Source organism: Streptococcus sinensis, assembly GCF_000767835.1.
GTDB classification, from domain to species: domain Bacteria; phylum Bacillota; class Bacilli; order Lactobacillales; family Streptococcaceae; genus Streptococcus; species Streptococcus sinensis.
On the sequence record NZ_JPEN01000075.1, the window covers coordinates 1 to 21,003 of the forward strand.

A 21,003-nucleotide genomic window follows, 5' to 3' on the forward strand; every position below is an offset into this window, starting at 1 on the left:
GAGAATACCATATCAAGTTTTTAGATAACTTTCGTTTGGTCTCACATCATTGACAAACGTACACAAGCTTTTTTTTTAAAAAAATATTATCTTTTTTGTTTATGTTCTTTATTCATTTTTCATAAGGCCTATTTTTCTGGAAATCAAAAGCAAAAAACCCAGCTAGTTTCAGCTGAGTTCCTGCTTATTTTTTCTCTAGATTGCGCAACATCTGATCAATCTTGTTGCCATACTCAATAGATTCATCCTTAATAAAGGTCAAATCTGGAATCTTATACATTTTAAGATTGTGCCCCAGCTCTCGCTTGATGGTACCAGTCGCCTTTTCCAGACCAAGCTGGGCTTTCTGATTGTCAGAAGCCAAGTCACTCATAATCGTGTAGTAGACCTTGGCCATGGACAAGTCACCCAACATTTGGACATCGGTGATGGTCACACCCTGAACCCGTGGATCACGAACCTTTTTCTGCAAAATCTCATTGACTTCACGCTTAATTTCCATTCCCACACGGTCTGCACGAAAATTGTTTGCCATAGGATTTCCTTTCTAATTTTTTCTTCTGCAATATGAGGCTGGGACAAAAGTCCTAGCCTCTCAATTGTCTTTTGATTGTCGAGCAAGACGCAGTGGTTGAGTGGGCTCTACTACGCTGATTTCATCAGCTTTTACAGCCCTACTCAACTGTGCGGAGGTGGGACGACGAAATCGAATTCTAACGAATTACCGATTTCTGTCCCACTCTCTTATCGCATTCCTGATTTTCGCTGGAAGTTTTTTATTTTTTAATCTCTTCCATGATGTAAGCTTCAATCGTGTCATCTACTTGGATATCATTGTAACCGTCAATCATGAGTCCACCTTCGCGGCCATTGGTAATTTCCTTAACGTCATCCTTGAAGTGCTTGAGGCTGGCAAGAGCACCATCATAAATCACGACACCATCACGGATAACACGGACCTTGGAATCACGGGTAACTTTACCATTAATAACAATAAATCCACCGATAGTTCCGACCTTGGAAACCTTGAAGGTTTCGCGGATAAGGGCTTCCCCGATGATTTTTTCTTCATACTCTGGATCCAGCATTCCCTTCATGGCATCTTCCATTTCCTCGATAACCTTGTAGATAATGCTGTGGAGACGGATTTCTACATCGTCAGCTTCCGCCTGCTGGCGCGCTTGAGAAGTTGGACGGACGTTAAAACCAATAATCAGGGCATTTGAAGCTGCTGCCAGCGTTACATCGGATTCATTGATAGCACCAACCGCTGAGTGGACGATAGTAATCTTGACACCTTCCACTTCAATCTTCTGCAGGGAAGCAGCCAAGGCTTCCACAGAACCTTGTACATCAGCCTTGATGATAACATTGACAGACTTGACTTCACCGGCTTTAAGGGTATCAAAGAGATTTTCCAGACTGACACGGTGAGTAGCTTGACGTTGTTTGAGAAGGGCACGTTTAGCACGTTCTTCACCGGCTGCACGCGCAGCTTTTTCATCTTCATAGACCGCAAAGTGGTCACCAGCCATCGGAGTTTCATTGAGACCAGTGATGGAAACTGGGGTAGATGGACCAGCCACCTTAACGCGACGTCCCAAGTCATTGGTCATAGCCCGAACCCGACCGAAGGTATTTCCGACAACGATTGGATCTTGCACATTCAGCGTACCTTGTTGGACAAGCAAGGTTGCAACCGCACCTTTTCCTTTATCCAGACGGGCTTCGATGACTGTACCAATTGCTCGAACAGTCGGATCAGCCTTGAGCTCTTGGATTTCAGCCACCAAGAGGACTGTTTCCAAAAGTTCATCGATATTTTGGTTGAATTTCGCTGAGATTTCGACAAATTCAGACTCACCGCCCCAAGCAGTCGATATGACACCATGCTCAGCCAATTCACCAATTACACGCTCAGGATTTGCACCTGGCTTATCAATCTTGTTGATAGCTACGATAATTGGTACATTAGCCGCTTTAGAGTGGTTGATGGCTTCGATAGTCTGAGGCATCACACCATCATCAGCTGCTACGACCAGAATAGTGATGTCTGTCACAGACGCACCACGGGCCCGCATAGAGGTAAAGGCTGCGTGTCCTGGTGTATCCAAGAAGGTAATCTTCTTGCCGTTTTCCTCAATCTGGTAAGCACCGATATGCTGGGTGATCCCACCCGCTTCACCTGTCGCTACCCGAGAGTTACGCAAGGTATCCAAGAGGGTCGTTTTACCATGGTCAACGTGTCCCATGATGGTCACAACCGGTGGACGTTCTACCAATTCATCCGGATTGATGTAGCCTTCTTCGACAAAGAAGCGCTCAATATCAGCTGTATCCACTTCAACCTTTTGTTTGGCTTCGATACCATAATCCACCATGAGGAGCTCGATCGTATCCCCATCAAGAGATTGGTTTTGCGTTGCCATCACACCCATCATAAAGAGCTTCTTGACAATTTCAGCTGGCTCGCGCTTGATCCGTTTTGCGATTTCTGCAACGGTCATGCCATCTGTATATTCAAATTCGGTCGGCAACTCATGGAACTTGCGTTCTGTAACAGGTTTTGGAGCCTGATTGTGGTTGCCCTTTCCGCGTTTATTCTTTTTGTTATTATTCCAGTTACTGTTTCTTTGATTTCTCACTTGATTTTGACTGCTTCGATTCTTTTGTTGTTTTCTTGGACCATCTTCTTCGCGTTCGAATTCATCACGCTTCTTATCTGGTCGGGCTTGTTTTTTGCGACGAGTATCTACTGCAACTGGTGCTGCAGTGGGAGCTGCAGTTGGTGCAGGTTCGGCCGGAGCAGGTTTGACCGTTTCGACAACAGGTACTTCTGCTTGAACTGGCTCTTTCCGCCTATTCTGACGTTCTTGTGCTTCTCTGGCTGCCTGAGCTTGCTTGAAGCGCTCCTCGCTAGAACGCGCGTACTCCGCATTTTGCTCTGCTTTCAGAGCCGCTGCTCGCGCTTTAAAATCAATTTTAGGACCTTGATTCAACTGTGGACGATTATTTTGACCACCTCGATTACGATCCTGACCGCGGTTGTCACGACGGTCATTGCGAGCTTCATTACGACGATCTTGACGGCCGTTATTGGTGTTGCGGTCAGGACGACCTTGGTTGCGATCGCGATTGCCGCGCTCCTTCTTATCACCACTTTGTGGTTTGCGATTATTTTGCTGCTTGCGGCGCTCTGCCTGTTCCTTGGCCCTAGCTTCCCGCTCTGCCTTAAAGTTACGACTTTGCGGCCGAACTGAAACAGGTTTCGCCGGAGCTGCTGTGGCTGGAGTATCTGCCACTTTGGGCTTTTCTGGCTTAACAGCCGTAGAATCTTCCTTTTTGGCTGGAGCAGACTCTTTTTGAGGTGCTTTCTCCGGTACTGGCTGGGCAACAGGCACTTTTTCTGGCGCTGGCTTAGAGGCACCAAAGCTATCCCTGATGCGTTGACCCGCTTCTGCTTCTACGCTGGAAGAGTGACTTTTGACTTCCAAGCCCAGTTCCTTAGCACGAGCTACCACCTCTTTGCTTTCCTTTCCCAGTTCTTTTGCGATTTCGTACAATCTAACTTTAGACAATTCTTGTCCTCCTCTTCTATTGCATAAGAGACCTCATTTTCTTTGTAAAACCAGCATCTGTGACGGCAGCCACTTTTCGGGCCTTGCCAATCGCAGAGCTTAATTCCAGTGTTGAAAACACGGTTGACACTTCTATCTTGTAATAATGGCTTTTATCAGTAATCTTTTTCGTTAGATTTGGTCCAGCATCCTCAGCTAGAAAGACCAGATGGACTTTGCCTTCTTGGATGGCTTTGATGACCAATTCTTCCCCTGAAATGATACGGCCAGCCCGCTGGGCTAGCCCCAGCAAGTTTGCTAGTTTTTCTTTATTCAAGACCCAACTCTCTTCTCTTGACCTTGTGATCGACATAGGCAATCAGCTCGTCGTAGAAACTCTCTTCTACTTCCATGCTGAAACTGCGGTTGAAAACTCGCTTTTTCTTAGCCAGATGGGCTTCCTCATTATCTAGCTTAATATAAGCTCCTCGCCCATTAGCCTTGCCTGTCGGATCAATGAATACCTGACCTTCTTTATTCTTGACAATGCGCAATAAATCACGCTTGTCAATCACTTCATTTGACACAACTGATTTTCTTAAAGGGATTTTTCTTGTTTTTGCCATATCTGCCTCCCTTATTCTGCGGCTACTGCTTCACTTTCTTCCAGTTCTGCTTCAGCCAAAACTTCCTCAGTTGAGACTTCTTCTGCTGCAAAAGCTTCCGCATCTTGAGCAAAGCCTCCGAGTTCATTGGCTGCTTCCATTTCTTCAAACTCACTGGCTGACTTGATGTCAATCCTAAAGCCAGTCAAATGAGCTGCCAGACGGACATTCTGACCGCGGCGGCCGATAGCCAGAGAAAGTTTATTATCCGGTACCACAACCAAAGCTCGCTTATTATCTTCAGCATGGAAGATAACTTGGTCCACTTCTGCTGGTGCAATAGCATTGTAGATAAATTCAGCTGGATCTGCCACCCACTCGATAACGTCAATATTTTCTTCAGTCGGTATCATACGGCCACTTTTAGCGTCATATTTAGCTGGATGGAACTTGCTGGTAATCTTCTTGATATTAGCGCCGCCTCGGCCGACGATGGTTCCGATAGCATCCACATTTGGATTATGGCTGCGCACCGCTACCTTGGTCCGGTCACCTGCTTCACGCGCCACGCTCATAATTTCCACGGTTCCGTCGTAAACTTCAGGAATTTCCTGCTCCATCAAACGCTTAATCATCTCTGGATGACTGCGGCTGACAAAAACATTGACCCCGCGTGGATTGTCTTCAACCTTATAGACAAAGACTTCGATGCGGTCATGAGAGGCAAAAACCTCACCAGGAATCTGGTCTTGCTTAGACAGTTGCGCTTCGATACTGCCTAGATTGACATAGATAAAGCGATTGTCAAAGCGCTCCACTGTCCCTGACATGATTTCATTTTCATGTTCTTTGTAGGTGTTGTAAGTGATAGCACGAGTCTGTTTGCGCATCTTTTCCATGATGGTCTGCTTGGCAGATTGAGCTGCTACGCGACCAAACTCAGCTGGCGCTTCTTCAAACTTGATTTTATCTCCCAGCTCGTAGGCAGAGCTGATAGCCAAGGCATCCTTGAGACTGATTTCCAAGCGGCTGTCAAAGACCTCGTCCACGACTTCGCGGACAGTGTAGACACGGAAATCACCTGTTTTTTCATTAAACTCAATAGCTGCGCTGTCTGCTTGACCATAGCGGCGACGATAAGCAGAGCGAAGGGATTCTGTCACTGCTTCGATAATATCTTCTTTTTTAATACCTTTGTCCTCTTCCAAAATACGGAAGGCCTCTAGCATTTCTTTACTCATCTTCATGTAACTTTTGCCGAAACAAAAGTATTCCTTTCTTCATTATTGCTATCTATTACTAAAATTTAACGGCCAGTCTTGCTTTTGACACTAGACTATATGGAATTTCAACTTCTTTTCTGCGTGTTTTATCCATATATTCCATGAGCAAGACATCGTCTTCAAATCCAAGTAAAGTTCCTTCAAAAACCTTATTTTTATCCAGTGCTTTATAAAGACTGACATGGATATAACTGCCGACTGCAGCTACCACAGCTTCCTTGGTCTTCAGCGGACGTTCCAAGCCTGGACTGGTCACCTCCAGAAAATACTGGTCAGGAAAAGGGTCTGGCTTGATAGAGTCCAACAGAGGACTGATAATATCGGTCAAATCTGCCGTATCATTGACCGTAATCCCCTCGGGCTTGTCTACAAAAACACTGAGAACATAGTCACCGCCCATCTTGCCATACTCAATATCCACCAATTCATAGGGTTCTTGGATGACTGGCTCAATGACTGCTCTTACTAATTCAACAATCGTTGCGATAAGACTGCACCTCCTCACAGATAAGAGGCGAAGATATTTCCTCGCCTCTCTTTCATATTTACTAGTTTCAGTATACCACAGCCTGCATAGAAAAGCAAGGGATATGCTTGATTTAAAAATTTCGCTTTTATCTCTCTTGGTAAAAATAGAAAAACACCGAAATTTTGGGATAATCCTTAAGTCTCACAAACCTGTCAAGACTACTATTTATTCAAACTTTGCCTCAACCCGGTAAATGACTTGACCCTTACTTGAGAATTTCTCTTCATATTCTGTCAAGACATTGTCCTCAAAGTCACTGGCATGCAAATCCAACCACACGCCTTTTAACTTCATACCATACTGAGAAAAGCTAACTAAGCTGTACTCGAAGAGGCCGCGGTTGTCTGTTTTAAAGTGAATTTCTCCATTTTCCGGCAGAATCCGCTTAAAGGTATCCAGAAAGGACTTGTAGGTCAGCCGGCGCTTCTCATGACGTTTCTTGGGCCATGGATCAGAGAAATTGAGATAAAGTTGGTCAATTTCCCCATCTTCAAAGTAGTTGGTCAAATCTGAACCATCGACCCAAAGCAACTTGATATTGGGCACATCCGCTGCCAGCACTTTATCCAAGGCATAGCTGAGTACGGATTTTTGAATATCAATACCAATATAGTTGATTGTCGGATTGGCCTTGGCCATTCCAGTGATAAAGGCTCCCTTACCGCTACCCACTTCGACATGAATAGGGTGGTCATTCCCAAAGATCTTCCGCCATTTCCCCTTAGCATCGGCTGGATTTAAGACTACATACTGCGGATTTGCCTCTAACAATTCTGTCGCACCCTTGCGATTTCTTACTCTCATTTTACCTTTCCATACTTGGAACGGAAGTTGCGTAAGGCGTAAATCTCCCGGTTCACATTCTCCAAATCATTATTCTCGTAATACTTAGCAATTTGCATCAGGTAGGAATATTGCCCAAACCAATACATTTTATTGAAAACTGTTTGATTGTACTTGTAGCCGTAGTAGGTCAGCCATTCTTGCCAGCCTGAATCCGGCACATAATGGCTCAAGATATGGGCTACATCCAGCATCCTATCGGTTAGCCGAACGGAATCCCAATCCACCAGATAAATCAAACCGCTGTCCGTTTCAATCCAATTGCTATGACGAACATCTCCGTGAACGATGGTCGCATAATCCTCCCGAAAGGCTGGCACTGTTTGGCGCAGTTCACGGATAACTGACTGCAGATATTGATTGTTCCTCAAAACTGCAGGTGCTTGATTTAGCCAAGCATTCAGCAAATCAATCGGAGTTTCCAAAGTATAGCCCAACTTTGTTAATTGTGTCATTAAGGGCCGCGAACGATGCAAACGCGTTAAAATATTGACCACTTGCTTTTTAGACATATCATTTGGTGTCAGGATCGTGCCCGCAAGCCACTCCTGCCCACTTATAACATTACCATCCGGTAAGCGGCGGCTCCATAAAAGCTGCGGTGCAATTTGTTCCCTGGCTAAGCCTGCTAAGATTGGGGTTGTATTCATCTTGACGAAAACGCGCCCCCCGTCTGGATAAGTCCCCATATAGGCCTTTCCACTCTTACCAGCTATTGGTGTCAGGGTTAGCTCATTATCAACCAAGTCCATGATTCCCCTCCGTAAAAAGTTTCCTATCTATTTTACTAGTTTTACCTCTTTTAGTCAACCAATCTATTTAATTTAAATGGTAAATATAAAAGATACAATAATACTGTGACTCCAAGGATTGGCAGTACAGCGGCTCTATCTTGGAAAAAGAGCAAAGCCACTAGTGTTTCAAAAAGCAAGACACTATGTCCAACCGCTGTAATAATCTGCCTCGCTCCCTTAATCTTATCTTTTCTGTCAAGCGGGAAAAGCTGGGTGAGATACTGATAATCAAATGCTTCATAAAGAGCAAGCAACTGAAAGAGCAAGAGATAATTGAAGAGGACAACAAAAGCTGCAGCAATCCAAGACTGGCTGACAAAAATGATCGTTAGCAGAGCTAACAGCAGAAGTCGCAGGGTCAAAGGAAACAAGTCGCCATTGCGCAGATAGGAGCGCAAAAACATATTCTGCCATGTCTTGCTATGCTGTTTGCTCACGAGTCTTGTCAAACCATCCAGATACTCCCGACGCTTGACACTGTTCGAAATGCCCTTGACATTGGTAAAGAGAGCAAAGAAACGCAGGAGCTTCTGCTTGCGTCCCTCCTCAGCCGCAATCGCATACTGCCAATTGAGGCGATCCGCCATAAAAAAGCGGCCTCCCTTGCCTTGAAATAAAAACCATTTTAGCAGCAGCATAAGCAGGCAGTAGAGCCCAAAGCCCCAGATTGGTAAGCCCAGAGCCAGAAAAAGCGGAGCCAACAGCAACAACATTCCAGTCTGTAAGACTGCGTACAAAAGATAAGAGCGCCAAATCTGCTCCTTGATAAAATCAATCACTGCCTGCTCCTGCACTAGCAAAAAGAGCATATCTGGCTTTTCTAGATAGGTCGCAATACGCCCAAAAGGCAGGATAAAAAGCGAGAGAACAATCAAACTAGCAATGATTGGTAAGTGATTCGTCGGAAAATGCCGTAGCAGCTGACTGTACTGGACACCTAAAAATCCCATGAAGACCAGCAGAAAAAGGACAAAATGATCATTAAGCACATAGCGCAGGTATTTCAGACACTGCTGACGGAAATCCTGCTTTCGTTTGGCAAATACTTCTTTCATACCGCAGCCTCTTCCGTCAAGGCCAGATAGATGTCATTGAGACTAGCTTCTGGCATCTGAAATTGTCCTCGCAAATCAGCTAGATTGCCCTTGGCACGCACCTGTCCTTTATGCAAAATCACAAAGCTATCGCACATCTTCTCAGCAGAGTCCAGAACATGGGTGCTCATCAGAATCGACTTGCCCTTCTTCTTTTCCTCATCCAAGAGCTGGATAAGGTCTGCAATAGCTACCGGATCCAGCCCCAAAAAAGGCTCATCCACGATAAAAAGACTAGAATCTACCACGAAAGCACAGATAATCATGACCTTCTGTTTCATCCCCTTGGAAAAATGCACCGGAAACCAGTCCAGCTTATCCTTGAGCCGGAAAATCTCCAGCAACTTGGCAACTCGCTCGAAAGCAGCTTCCTGCTCGATATCGTAAGCCATGGCTACCATTTCAATATGCTCACGCAGGGTCAGCTCCTCATAGAGACTAGGCGTCTCAGGGATAAAGCCAATCTTCTTGCGGTAGGCACTGGGATTTTCCCGCAGCTGTAAACCGTCAATCCGAATCTCTCCCTTGTAGGGCGTCAGAAAGCCGATGATTTCATTGATCGTAGTAGACTTGCCAGCACCATTAAGACCAATCAGACCAACCAATTGACCGTCGCCAACCTCAAAACTGATATCTTTTAAGACAGGAATATTGATATAGCCTCCTGTAAGACCCTTGATTTCTAACATATTTTCTCCAAATTCTGGTATAATGTTCTTATACTTTAAATTATAACAAAAACTAGCGAATAGAGGTATCATTTATGGCTGATTGTATTTTTTGTAAAATTATTGCAGGGGAAATTCCAGCTTCTAAAGTCTATGAAGACGACCAAGTACTGGCCTTCCTAGATATTTCTCAGGTCACACCCGGCCATACTCTGGTTGTTCCCAAACAACATTTCCGAAACCTTCTGGAAATGGATGCAGATAGCACTAGTCAACTCTTCTCCCGTGTACCGGACATTGCCCGCAAAGTCATGAAGGTAACGAAAGCCAAGGGGATGAATATCCTTAATAACAACGAAGAAATCGCTGGTCAAACTGTCTTTCACACCCACGTCCATCTAGCTCCTCGCTATGAGGAGACGGATGGCCTGCAGATTAGCTTTGAAACTCACGAACCAGATTTTACAGCCTTGGCTGAATTAGCAGAGAAGATTGCCCAAGCTTAAGGAGGAACTATGAAACTTTCAAATATTCTCCTATTTATCGGTGCCGCAACAGCCAGTTATAAGTTAGTTGAAAACCGCCAAAAAATCCGAGAAGAAGTCACTGAAACAGCAGATGTCTTAGACAAGATTCAGGACAATCTAGCTAATATCCAACGCAACCTTGCCATCATCCAAGAACAAAGAGACAACTTAAAAGACATCACTCAGGATTTAAGCTACAAATACAAAGTTCTTGAAAACCAAGCAACAATTCAAATCGAACAAATAAAGGATTTATGGGAATCCTATCAATAAAAAACAAGCTCAAAGTCAGCCGTTAGACCGAACTTTGAGCTTGTTTTTTACTCTGCTGTTGTAGGAGTACCGTTAACCCCTGATGTGGTAGCCGGTGCTACATAAGAAACTTCCGATGCTGTTTCTGTGTTGCTAGGCACCTCCGCCGAATAGGAATTATACCTTCCACCATAAGCTGCCGGCTGACCGGTAGTATTATAGGCTCCGCTATATCCTTCATACGAATTTGAATCTATACTCCTGAGACTATTGCCCCCCATCAAATCTTCATAAAGAACCGCATTGGTTTTCAAACTTTTTACCAAGTCCATCCCCAAAGTTTTACGGATTAGGTTTTGCATTTCAAGCAAATGCTCTGAAGTTACCAACTGATAGCTGCCACCGTCTGCCAATGTCGCGTCTTCTCCGCGCAGCTGCTCAGATTGAATATGTCTAAAAGCATCCTGATAACCTAGCAACTGAGGAATACTTCCGGAATCCAAGGCAATATTGGTCTGCATGTTATTGCTCACTGCTCGTAGAATAGCTTGATAGTGACTAACGCTATTGAGACTCAGCACTTTTTCAACAACTTTGCGAATAACCTCACGCTGGCGTTTTTGACGGCCGTAATCTCCCTCTGGATCCTGATAACGCATACGAGCATAGACCAGAGCCTGATCCCCATTGATCAAATGCTTACCTGGCTCAACAGTTGCGGTATATTCTGGCTCATTTTCTTCGATGGAAATCGGGAAATCAAAGGTATTATTGACCTCAATTCCGCCAACCGCATCCACCAGCTGAACCAAGCCTTGCATGTTAATCATCACATAGCGGTCAATATGGATATTCATCAAATCTTGAATCGTCGAAATGGCTAATTCTGCACCGCCATAAGCATAGGCCGCATTAAGCTTGGCTTCTGTCGTTTGACCATTTTCATCAATTTGAGTTAGAATGTCTCGCTCCAAACTCATCATAACCGTTTTCTTTGTTTTGGGGTTGACTGAGAGGAGGATCATCGAGTCACTATTCCCTTGCCAGGCATCAGAGCGCGAACCGCTTCCTGTATCTACCCCCATCAAGAGAATCGTCAAAGGCTTGGTTTCGGCAATGACATTTGTTTCATTTCCTAAACCTTTATAAGTGCGTGACAATGTGTCCGTCGACTGATTGTAAATAGTCCAAGCGTAAGCCCCTACTCCGATTGCCGTTACTGCGAAAAGACTTAAAAACATTAGTAAAATTTTTTTAAACATATTTCCATCAATCTATCAGCTTACCCATCAGGTAAACATCCAGAAATATCCCTTCTGTTAAATAAGCCCCTCTTTTTTGGAGGCCTTCAATTTCAAAACCTAACTCTTTATAAAGATGGACAGCCCGCTCATTTCTGACCTGAACAGTTAGCTCCAATCGTCGGAGAATGCTGTTATTCTCCGCCCAAGCCAAAGCCTCTTCCAGCAGGATACGGCCGAGACCTTGATTCCAAAAAGCTTTTTTTACAACGATAAAGACTTGCCCAATATGCCGAATCCGCTCATGAAAATCCGCCGTGATACTAACAAGACCTACGATTTCATCATCGAGCAGCGCTAAGAGATAGAGCTGATTCTCTGACTCTGTTTGGTGCTGAATGAAACTGGCCATCTGACCTTCATCCATCAAAATCCCAGCTTCATCTAAGGTCATATAATCCGACTCAGCCCCAACTTGATTTAGAAAAGCAATCAAAGTCTCTGCATCCGTCTGTTCTGCCTCGCGCAAGGCCAATTCAAATTCAGCCATGCTTCAGCTCCTCAAGTAGTTCCTGAGAACGGCGCCCCTTGCTTTCAAAGACCAGCTCGCGTCCATCAGCTTTCTTCAAAATTGTCAGTTTCAGATAATCATCTGGCAGACTGCCCTCCAATAATTCTCCCCATTCAATGACGGTAATTCCCTCACCAAAGAGAAAATCATCTAAGTCGATCGAGTCCGGATCCTCACCAATCCGATAAACATCTAAGTGATAAAGTGGCAAGCGGCCTTCATACTCCCGAACAATCGTATAGGTCGGACTTTTTATCATTTGCTTAATACCGAGACCCCTAGCCAAACCCTTGGTAAAGGTGGTTTTACCCGCTCCCAAGTCCCCTGTTAAAATCAAAACATCTTGTTCCTGCAACAGACTACCAAGACGTCGGCCCCATTCGATTAATTCTTCCTCATTATGACTAAACATTCTTATATTATACCAAAAGATTTGGTTTTACGCTTAAATTTTTAAAGAAAATAACATGTTTCAATACAAATCTCTAGAACGTCTATACTGACGACGTTCATGTATCTTCTGTTAAGAGATAAGACCAGTATTAGCCGCTGTATCATAAAAGGATTGTTGATACAAAAAAGAAGCTGGAAGATTTCCAACTTCTTAGTGTTCTTAAGATAAAGCTAGGCTGATAAAGTTAAGGATGAAGAGTAGATTTAAGATCCAAATCATCGGATGCACATCCTTAGCTTGACCTTTGATAACTTTCACAAGAGCATACATGATAAAGCCTGCTGCAATCCCATTTGTGATGCTGTAAGTGAAGCCCATGAAGATGGAGGTAAAGAAAGCTGGAATAGCTTCTGCCATGTCATCCCACTGGATATTTTTCAAGCTGCTCAGCATCATGATCCCTACGACAATCAAAATTGGCGCAGTTGCTGCTGTCGGAACGATGGCCAACAGCGGGCTAAAGAAGCTAGACACCGCAAAGCAGACCGCTACAACCAAGGCTGTCAAACCAGTCCGTCCGCCAGCTCCGATACCAGCTGCAGACTCTACATAAGTAGTAACGTTAGATGTTCCGGCAATCGCACCGATAGTTGTACCGATCAAGTCTGAGTACAAAGCCTTGTCCAAACCTTCTGACTCATGGTTTTCACCAGAAGTCGCTACGATACCCACTTTTTCACCCGTTCCAATCAAGGTACCGATGGTATCAAAGATATCCGTCAGAGAGAAAGCTAGGATGGCCATAAATGTCTGAGGTAGACGAGCCGTATCAGCAAAGAGAGCTCCCAAACCTTCTGGACCAACTGCCACCCCGAACACTTGTCCAAGTTCTTTCAGAGCTGTTGATAGATTATGCTGACCGAAGTCAATAGCAGATAGATCCACCAAACCAACAGCAATCGCTACGACTGTCGTTGCAAAGATGGACAAGATAATGCCACCCTTGATCCCCTTGATAACAAAGAAAATCGTGATTGCTAGACCCAGCAAGGCAAGTAAAACTGCTGGATTATTGAAATCAACCAGTCCCGGAGTTGCAGCTGAATTGGCTGTGATAGCAGCTTTGGCTTGGTCAGCTCCCTTACCAGCTACTACATAGTTGCCTGGATCGATTGAAAACTTCAACAATCCGGCATTTTTAATCCCTACATAAGCTAGAAAGACACCGATACCAGCAGAAATAGCTGAACGCAGAGCTGATGGAATGGACTCGATAATAGCCTTCCGAATCTTAGTCAAAGTGATAAAGAGCGAGATCAGACCACAGATGAAGACCATGCCCAAAGCTTCTTGCCAAGTGTAGCCCAAACTAAAGACAACCGTGAAAGTAAAGAAGGCATTGAGCCCCATACCTGGCGCCTGTGCGTAAGGAAGGTTGGCATAAAAGGCCATCATGAGCGTTCCAGCAACGGATCCGATGATCGTAGCTAGAAAGACACCTTGAGCCGGCATACCCGTTTGCGACAGCATGGCTGGATTGACAAAGAGGATGTAGCTCATAGCAAAGAAAGTCGTTAACCCAGCGAGAACTTCCGTACGAACATCCGTACCGTGCTCTTTGAGTTTAAATAATTTATCCATTATAGATAATCTCCTAAATTGTTTTATGGCAACTGATTAAAAGAGAACTCCTGATTTTCTTTAAAACAGTGCTACTTATTCGTTATTTACGAACAATAATATGATTATACTCAAAAACATTCACTTTTTCAACCCTAATGCTCCAAAAAATACTTTAACGTGTCTTATTTTTTATTTTCTCTACTTAAAAAGAGCAAACTCATCACTTGGATAAAGGTAAATCCAAGGATAAATACCAGACGTTCCCTCTGAAATGTTTCCAGTAACTTTTGGACAACTAACTGTGGCCGCGTCACCAGATCCCAAGAGTTGAGCCGGTCATAACGGCCGATATAAATTGCCAGACTCGACAGATAAGACAGGACACCTACCGCAAGCATATCCAGCCACCAAGTCAACTTCCAGCGCTCACGCAGGATATTCCAGCTTTCGATTCCGCAGTAAACCCCAAATAAAATGCTCGGCACAAAAGCCATAAATAGACGCATACTAGCATGATTCCACAGAGTATCCCCAACCCATGTCATATGGACCAAGTCCGTCAGCATATAAAAGGTATTCGGATAAAAGACCAGCCAGACCATCAGCAGAATCGGGTAGAGCCATTTTTGCTTGTTGAAAATTGTCGTTAACACAGCAGCATCATAGGCAATCAGTGCCAAAATCATGTTCCAGATCAAATCCGGACCTTGGACACTAATCCCCTGAATATATACGACAATCGAAATCAACATGAAAAAAATGTGAATCAAAATTGGTTTGCGCATACAAGATTTCCTCCTTCGCTCGAAATATCGCTCTTTTATAGAAGAAAAATAATAAAAAACAATCGCATTTCATCTATTGAAGAAATATTATACCACAACTTGTGCCATTTAAGCTTAATTCTGTTATAATAGACTGTACCATACTTGACGAGGGAAAAAATGACAAAAAAAATAATCGCCGTAGACTTGGACGGAACTCTGCTGAATTCCGAGAGTAAACTGTCTGACTTTACAAAAGAAACCATCAAAAAAATATCAGCTAAAGGACACAAGGTCATCATCACCACTGGACGTCCTTACCGCATGGCTTTAGACTTTTATAAGGAATTGGAGCTCAATACGCCTATGATTAATTTCAATGGTTCCTTGACGCACATTCCTGACAAAAAATGGGAGTTTGAGCAGTCCTTGACGGTAGACAAGTCCTTCTTACTGGATATGGTCCAGCGAAAAGAGGAAATCGAAGCTGATTTTATTGCCGGAGAATACCGCAAAAAATTCTACATCACAAATCCGGATGAAGAAATCGCAGATCCTAAGCTGTTTGGCATTGAGAATTTTAAACCGGAAAATCAATTTCAACCACAACTGGTAACCAAAAATCCTAATGCCATTTTGCTGCAAACGCACGCCACCGATAAATATGCTCTTGCTGCTGAAATGAATGCTTTTTATCAGCATAAGCTCGCCATTAATACTTGGGGAGGCCCGCTCAATATCCTAGAGTGCAATCCTAAAGGTGTCAATAAAGCCTTCGCCCTCCAATATCTGCTCAATATCCTCAATGTCGACCGCCAAAACCTAATCGCTTTTGGTGATGAGCAGAATGACACAGAAATGCTGGAGTTTGCAGGAACAGGCTATGCCATGAAAAATGCCAATGAAACCCTGCTTCCCTTCGCTGACCAGCAGCTTAAACTGACCAATGACCAAGACGGCGTGGCACATGAGCTTAACAATTTATTCTTATAAAGTCAATGGACGAGTCCTAAATAGGATTCGTTTTTTCTTATTTCAGGAAAATAAACATACTTTCAAACATTATAAATTTCATTTTTCAACTTCTGCTTTCAACTGTTTTCTTTTCATTTCATATATTAATAGATTTAATACCATTTCCTAATTTTTATCTAATTATTTAAGTGCTTAAAAGTATGAAAAATGGTGATTTAATAGGCTTTTTTCTGAGAAATTTATTTGAAAATCGATGTCACTTTAGCCTAATCACTTGCATTTTTCATGAAAACGTTTTATAATAATATCTAGCCTTAAAGTTTTCTTAAACTTAAGTCAAACATTTTATAAGGAGGAAAAACAATAATGAGTATTGGAATCATTATTGCCAGCCACGGTGAATTTGCTGCCGGCATTCATCAGTCAGGTTCTATGATTTTTGGTGAGCAAGAGAAAGTTCAAGTTGTAACTTTCATGCCAAACGAAGGTCCTGACGATTTGTATGCAAAATTCAATGATGCTGTGGCTTCGTTTGATGCGAACGATGAGGTATTGGTCTTGGCTGACCTTTGGAGTGGGTCTCCATTTAACCAAGCTAGCCGTGTCATGGGTGAAAATCCAGACCGCAAGTTCGCGATTATTACAGGTTTGAACCTACCTATGCTAATTCAAGCCTACACAGAGCGCATGATGGATGCAAACGCTGGCGTAGATGCTGTCGTTGCAAATATCATCAAGGAAGCTAAGGAAGGCGTAAAAGCACTTCCAGAAGAACTGAACCCAGTTGCAGAAAGTACTGCACCTGCTGCCGCACCTGTTGCTCAAGCAGCTATTCCAGAAGGAACTGTTATCGGAGACGGCAAGCTCAAAATCAACCTTGCTCGTATCGATACTCGTTTGTTGCATGGACAAGTTGCAACAGCTTGGACTCCAGATTCAAAAGCAGACCGTATCATCGTTGCTTCTGACTCAGTAGCTAAGGATGAACTTCGTAAAGAACTCATCAAACAAGCTGCACCTGGTAATGTTAAAGCAAACGTTGTTCCAATTGATAAACTGATTGCTGTTTCAAAAGATCCACGTTTCGGTAATACGCACGCTCTTATCTTATTTGAAACTCCACAAGATGCCTTACGCGCTATCGAAGGCGGTGTGCCAATCAAGACTCTCAACGTCGGCTCAATGGCTCACTCAACTGGTAAGACAATGGTCAACAACGTTCTGTCAATGGACAAGGACGATGTAGCTACTTACGAAAAATTGCGTGATCTCGGAGTTGAATTCGACGTACGTAAAGTACCAAATGACTCTAAAAAAGATTTGTTTGACTTAATTAACAAAGCCAACGTTCAATAATCTTAAACGTTTCGCTCTCATATTATTATGAAAGGATTTAAAACATGTCTATTATTTCTATGGTTTTAGTAGTCTTTGTTGCCTTCCTAGCTGGTCTTGAAGGTATCTTGGACCAATTCCAATTCCATCAACCATTGGTTGCATGTACCTTGATCGGTCTTGTAACTGGTAACTTAACTGCTGGTGTTATCCTTGGCGGATCTCTTCAAATGATCGCTCTTGGTTGGGCTAACATCGGTGCTGCCGTTGCTCCTGACGCTGCTTTGGCTTCAGTTGCTGCTGCTATCATCATGGTGCAAGGTGGAGACTTCACTGACAAAGGTATCACAGTTGCAACTACAATCGCGATTCCTCTTGCCGTAGCTGGTCTCTTCCTTACTATGATCGTGCGTACTATCTCTGTTGCCTTGGTTCACGCTGCAGACTCTGCTGCTAAAAAAGGTGATTTTGCTAGCGTTGAACGTGCTCACTTTGTAGCTCTCCTTCTTCAAGGTCTTCGTATCGCTGTTCCTGCAGCCCTTCTTCTTGCAATCCCTGCAGAAGCAGTGCAAAACTTGCTTGCTATGATGCCTGATTGGTTGGCAGGCGGTATGGCAGTCGGCGGGGGAATGGTTGTTGCCGTTGGTTATGCTATGGTTATCAACATGATGGCAACTCGCGAAGTATGGCCATTCTTTGCTATCGGTTTTGCTCTTGCTGCTGTTAGCCAATTGACTTTGATTGCCCTTGGTGCTATCGGTGTAGCGATCGCCCTTATCTACCTCAACCTTTCTAAGAAAGGCGGAAACGGTGGTGGCGGTTCTGCTACATCTAACGACCCAATCGGCGATATCCTAGAAGACTACTAAGAAAGGAGCTGCTATATCATGACTGAAAAAATTCAATTATCACAATCAGACCGTCAAAAAGTTTGGTGGCGTTCTACTTTCTTGCAAGGTTCTTGGAACTACGAACGTATGCAAAACTTAGGTTGGGCATATGCACTCATTCCAGCTCTCAAGAAACTTTATACTAAAAAAGAAGATCAAGCTGCTGCTCTTGAGCGTCACTTGGAATTCTTCAATACTCACCCATACGTTGCTGCTCCAATCATCGGTGTAACACTTGCCCTCGAAGAAGAAAAAGCAAATGGTGCAGAAATTGACGATGCAGCTATCCAAGGGGTTAAAATCGGTATGATGGGACCTTTGGCTGGTATCGGTGACCCTGTCTTCTGGTTCACAGTTCGTCCGATCCTTGGAGCGCTCGGTGCATCTCTTGCTCTGTCAGGAAATATCATCGGCCCACTCCTCTTCTTCGTTCTTTGGAATGCAATCCGTATGGCCTTCTTGTGGTACACTCAAGAATTGGGTTATAAGGCTGGTTCTGAAATCACAAAAGACATGTCTGGTGGTATCCTCCAAGACATCACTAAAGGTGCTTCAATCCTTGGTATGTTTATCTTGGCTGTATTGGTTGCACGCTGGGTAAACGTTAGCTTTGCGCTTCAGCTGCCATCTACAAAGCTCTCTGAAGGAGCTTACATCAACTTCCCTAAAGGGGCCGTAACTGGTGAGCAACTTCAAAAAATCTTGGGTGATGTTGCAGGCGGTTTGAGCTTGACTCCTGAAAAGACAAATACCCTTCAAGGACAAATTAACTCTTTGATTCCAGGTTTGATGGGACTTCTCCTTACCTTCCTCTGCATGTGGTTGCTTAAGAAGAAAGTTTCACCAATCACAATCATCATCGGACTTTTCGTTGTTGGTATCGTTGCTCGCCTAATTGGTTTGATGTAATCAAAAAGAAGGTTTCGGCCTTCTTTTTATTGTGGTATAATAGCTATATCATTTAAAAGGGAGATGTTTTATGGCGCAATCGCAAAATAAATCGATTGAATTTCAAACGACAGGAGTTTCCTATCTTGGTTTGGGTGGCAAGGTTGGGAAGTTTTTGGTCGGTGATGTCGCACTGGAATTCTACGCTGACGCCAATGTAGAAGACTATATCCAGCTACCTTGGTCAAGCATCCAGCAAATCGGTGCCAATGTCTCTGGGAAAAATATCAGTCGCCATTTTGAAGTTTTTACAGACAAGGGCAAGTTTCTCTTTGCATCTAAGGACACCGGAAAGATTCTCAAAATAGCTCGTCAACATATCGGAAATGAAAAAGTCGTCAAATTGCCTACCTTGATGCAAACAATTGGCCAATTCTTTAAAAATCTATTTGCAAAAAAATAGAAAATCCTGTATAATCTAGGAAACGGATAAGTAAGACTATCGCTTCTTTCAGAAAGTCTGCGGGTGCTGCGAGCAGATAGGAGCCTAGTGTGAAATTCTACCGTTGCAATACAACTACATACATAATCAAGTGCACACCTGTGAAGTTGGATGGAACCGCGGCCTAGCCGCTCCAACAGTTTCCTCGGTGTGCTTTTATTTTTGGAGGTCTTATGTTAGATTTAAAACGTATTCGGACAGACTTTGATGCTGTCGCAGAAAAATTAGCTACCCGTGGCGTAGCAGCTGATGTTCTCAATCAAATGAAGGAAATTGATGAGCAACGACGTGATTTGTTGGTGAAAGTAGAAAATCTCAAAGCAGAGCGCAACACCGTTTCTGCTGAGATTGCCCAAGCCAAGCGCAACAAAGAAAATGCGGATGACAAGATTGCAGCCATGCAAAAACTATCTGCCAAAGTGAAGGACTTAGATGCTACTTTGGCTGAATTAGATGCTAAATTGACCGAGTTCACCACAACCCTGCCAAACATTCCGCACGATAGCGTGCCAGTCGGGGCAGACGAGGATGACAATGTAGAAGTCCGCCGCTGGGGTACACCTCGCCAATTTGACTTTGAAGCTAAAGCTCACTGGGATTTAGGCGAAGACTTGGATATCCTGGACTGGGAGCGTGGTGCAAAAGTTACTGGTGCTCGCTTCCTCTTCTATAAGGGCTTAGGAGCAAGACTTGAGCGCGCTATCTACAACTTCATGTTGGATGAGCATGGCAAAGAAGGCTACACAGAAGTCATCACTCCCTACATGGTCAACCATGACTCTATGTTTGGTACTGGGCAATATCCTAAGTTCAAAGAAGATACGTTTGAGCTGGCTGATACCAACTTCGTTCTGATTCCAACTGCTGAAGTTCCGCTGACCAACTACTATCGAGACGAAATTCTAGATGGCAAGGAATTACCAATCTACTTCACAGCTATGAGCCCATCTTTCCGTTCTGAAGCTGGTTCTGCTGGTCGTGACACGCGCGGTCTGATCCGCCTGCACCAATTCCACAAGGTTGAAATGGTCAAGTTTGCCAAACCCGAAGAATCTTATGAAGAGTTGGAAAAGATGACTGCCAATGCAGAAAACATCCTGCAAAAGCTCAATTTGCCTTACCGTGTTGTTGCTCTTTCTACCGGAGACATGGGCTTCTCAGCTGCTAAAACCTACGACTTGGAAGTCTGGATTCCAGCTCAGAACACCTATCGTGAAATTTCCAGCTGCTCTAACACAGAAGATTTCCAAGCTCGTCGAGCTCAAATCCGCTACCGTGATGAAGCAGATGGCAAGGTCAAACTCCTCCACACTCTCAACGGGTCTGGACTTGCTGTCGGACGCACAGTCGCTGCTATCTTAGAAAACTACCAAAATGAAGATGGTTCTGTGACCATTCCTGAAGTCCTACGTCCTTACATGGGGGGCTTGGAAGTCATTACAGCAGAATAAGCGAATCCACTGTGATATCTGCAATTTGTACATCGACTAGCAATCAATAACCTCTAATAAGGTCTAAGGATTTTCTTTGAATATAACTTCTGCCAAAATGAATTGTATATGAGAGTTTTCACCCATTTTATACAGTTGGTCAACGAAGCTAAATAAAACGGCTCTATAATTTCTGTAGTGGGTAAATCCACCGCAGGGATTATGGAGCCTATTTTGT

The 21,003-nt window shown here is 43.8% G+C and carries 23 protein-coding genes; 8 read left to right on the top strand and 15 right to left on the bottom strand.

The genetic code is table 11. The annotated features are described in order from the left end of the window. Positions 1-184 precede the first annotated feature (184 nt). The 10 genes from rbfA to SSIN_RS06940 form a co-directional block, all read right to left on the bottom strand. Complete coding sequence (gene rbfA, locus SSIN_RS06895) at positions 185-535, bottom strand: 30S ribosome-binding factor RbfA (RefSeq protein ID WP_037617258.1); 351 nt, start codon at positions 533-535, stop codon at positions 185-187. Positions 536-776: 241 nt separating this feature from the next. Then, complete coding sequence (gene infB / locus SSIN_RS06900) at positions 777-3,578, bottom strand: translation initiation factor IF-2 (RefSeq protein WP_037617259.1); 2,802 nt, start codon at positions 3,576-3,578, stop codon at positions 777-779. Between the two features lie 16 nt (positions 3,579-3,594). After that, the gene (locus SSIN_RS06905) at positions 3,595-3,894 is read right to left on the bottom strand and encodes a YlxQ-related RNA-binding protein (RefSeq protein WP_037617261.1); all 300 of its coding nucleotides are present in this window, start codon (positions 3,892-3,894) and stop codon (positions 3,595-3,597) included. Beyond that, entirely contained in the window at positions 3,887-4,183 is a 297-nt protein-coding gene (gene rnpM / locus SSIN_RS06910; RefSeq protein WP_037617263.1) for an RNase P modulator RnpM, read from the bottom strand. Before rnpM ends, SSIN_RS06905 begins: the two co-directional genes overlap by 8 nt. A gap of 11 nt (positions 4,184-4,194) precedes the next feature. Continuing rightward, entirely contained in the window at positions 4,195-5,403 is a 1,209-nt protein-coding gene (gene nusA / locus SSIN_RS06915) for a transcription termination factor NusA (protein ID WP_342341879.1), read from the bottom strand. Positions 5,404-5,461: 58 nt separating this feature from the next. Further along, entirely contained in the window at positions 5,462-5,950 is a 489-nt protein-coding gene (rimP, locus tag SSIN_RS06920; RefSeq protein WP_037617268.1) for a ribosome maturation factor RimP, read from the bottom strand. A gap of 189 nt (positions 5,951-6,139) precedes the next feature. Then, on the bottom strand, positions 6,140-6,778 hold the full coding sequence (gene trmB / locus SSIN_RS06925; protein ID WP_037617270.1) for a tRNA (guanosine(46)-N7)-methyltransferase TrmB: 639 nt from the start codon (positions 6,776-6,778) through the stop codon (positions 6,140-6,142). Next, positions 6,775-7,569, bottom strand: coding sequence for a cell cycle regulator CcrZ (ccrZ, locus tag SSIN_RS06930; protein WP_037617278.1), 795 nt, complete (start codon positions 7,567-7,569; stop codon positions 6,775-6,777). The genes trmB and ccrZ overlap by 4 nt, the downstream gene beginning before the upstream one ends. Positions 7,570-7,619: 50 nt before the next feature. Then, positions 7,620-8,666, bottom strand: coding sequence for an ABC transporter permease (locus tag SSIN_RS06935; protein ID WP_037617281.1), 1,047 nt, complete (start codon positions 8,664-8,666; stop codon positions 7,620-7,622). Continuing rightward, complete coding sequence (locus tag SSIN_RS06940; protein WP_037617286.1) at positions 8,663-9,394, bottom strand: ABC transporter ATP-binding protein; 732 nt, start codon at positions 9,392-9,394, stop codon at positions 8,663-8,665. The genes SSIN_RS06935 and SSIN_RS06940 overlap by 4 nt, the downstream gene beginning before the upstream one ends. A gap of 74 nt (positions 9,395-9,468) precedes the next feature. On the opposite strand from SSIN_RS06940, the gene SSIN_RS06945 reads away from it, so the two are divergent. Beyond that, positions 9,469-9,879: an HIT family protein gene (locus SSIN_RS06945; protein WP_037617288.1), complete on the top strand. Its 411-nt coding sequence runs from the start codon at positions 9,469-9,471 to the stop codon at positions 9,877-9,879. 9 nt (positions 9,880-9,888) lie between these two features. Beyond that, positions 9,889-10,173: a hypothetical protein gene (locus tag SSIN_RS06950; RefSeq protein WP_037617292.1), complete on the top strand. Its 285-nt coding sequence runs from the start codon at positions 9,889-9,891 to the stop codon at positions 10,171-10,173. Between the two features lie 47 nt (positions 10,174-10,220). Here SSIN_RS06950 and lytR read toward each other — a convergent pair whose 3' ends face one another. The 5 genes from lytR to SSIN_RS06975 form a co-directional block, all read right to left on the bottom strand. After that, positions 10,221-11,414 carry a glycopolymer--peptidoglycan transferase LytR gene (gene lytR, locus SSIN_RS06955; protein WP_037617294.1) on the bottom strand — a complete coding sequence of 398 codons (1,194 nt, stop codon included), beginning with the start codon at positions 11,412-11,414 and terminating at the stop codon, positions 10,221-10,223. 7 nt (positions 11,415-11,421) lie between these two features. Beyond that, positions 11,422-11,943, bottom strand: a complete 522-nt coding sequence (locus SSIN_RS06960) for a GNAT family N-acetyltransferase (RefSeq protein ID WP_037617297.1) — start codon at positions 11,941-11,943, stop codon at positions 11,422-11,424. Next, complete coding sequence (gene tsaE / locus SSIN_RS06965; RefSeq protein ID WP_037617299.1) at positions 11,936-12,376, bottom strand: tRNA (adenosine(37)-N6)-threonylcarbamoyltransferase complex ATPase subunit type 1 TsaE; 441 nt, start codon at positions 12,374-12,376, stop codon at positions 11,936-11,938. Before tsaE ends, SSIN_RS06960 begins: the two co-directional genes overlap by 8 nt. Before the next feature lie 201 nt (positions 12,377-12,577). Then, on the bottom strand, positions 12,578-13,999 hold the full coding sequence (locus SSIN_RS06970) for an NCS2 family permease (protein ID WP_037617301.1): 1,422 nt from the start codon (positions 13,997-13,999) through the stop codon (positions 12,578-12,580). Positions 14,000-14,163: 164 nt separating this feature from the next. Then, positions 14,164-14,766: a DUF1361 domain-containing protein gene (locus SSIN_RS06975; RefSeq protein WP_037617303.1), complete on the bottom strand. Its 603-nt coding sequence runs from the start codon at positions 14,764-14,766 to the stop codon at positions 14,164-14,166. 159 nt (positions 14,767-14,925) lie between these two features. Between SSIN_RS06975 and SSIN_RS06980 the strand changes: the two genes are divergently transcribed. The 6 genes from SSIN_RS06980 to serS all read left to right on the top strand — a co-directional run bounded on the left by SSIN_RS06980 (position 14,926) and on the right by serS (position 20,786). Beyond that, entirely contained in the window at positions 14,926-15,738 is an 813-nt protein-coding gene (locus tag SSIN_RS06980) for a Cof-type HAD-IIB family hydrolase (protein WP_037617305.1), read from the top strand. Between the two features lie 348 nt (positions 15,739-16,086). Beyond that, the gene (locus SSIN_RS06985; RefSeq protein WP_037617307.1) at positions 16,087-17,076 is read left to right on the top strand and encodes a PTS sugar transporter subunit IIB; all 990 of its coding nucleotides are present in this window, start codon (positions 16,087-16,089) and stop codon (positions 17,074-17,076) included. Positions 17,077-17,120: 44 nt separating this feature from the next. Next, the gene (locus SSIN_RS06990; RefSeq protein WP_037617308.1) at positions 17,121-17,924 is read left to right on the top strand and encodes a PTS mannose/fructose/sorbose transporter subunit IIC; all 804 of its coding nucleotides are present in this window, start codon (positions 17,121-17,123) and stop codon (positions 17,922-17,924) included. Positions 17,925-17,942: 18 nt separating this feature from the next. Then, positions 17,943-18,854 (top strand): PTS system mannose/fructose/sorbose family transporter subunit IID, encoded by a 912-nt coding sequence (locus tag SSIN_RS06995; protein ID WP_037617310.1) that lies wholly within the window; start codon positions 17,943-17,945, stop codon positions 18,852-18,854. A gap of 70 nt (positions 18,855-18,924) precedes the next feature. Then, positions 18,925-19,296: a DUF956 family protein gene (locus SSIN_RS07000; protein ID WP_037617311.1), complete on the top strand. Its 372-nt coding sequence runs from the start codon at positions 18,925-18,927 to the stop codon at positions 19,294-19,296. A gap of 212 nt (positions 19,297-19,508) precedes the next feature. Beyond that, positions 19,509-20,786 carry a serine--tRNA ligase gene (serS, locus tag SSIN_RS07005; RefSeq protein WP_037617313.1) on the top strand — a complete coding sequence of 426 codons (1,278 nt, stop codon included), beginning with the start codon at positions 19,509-19,511 and terminating at the stop codon, positions 20,784-20,786. Positions 20,787-21,003: the final 217 nt, after the last annotated feature.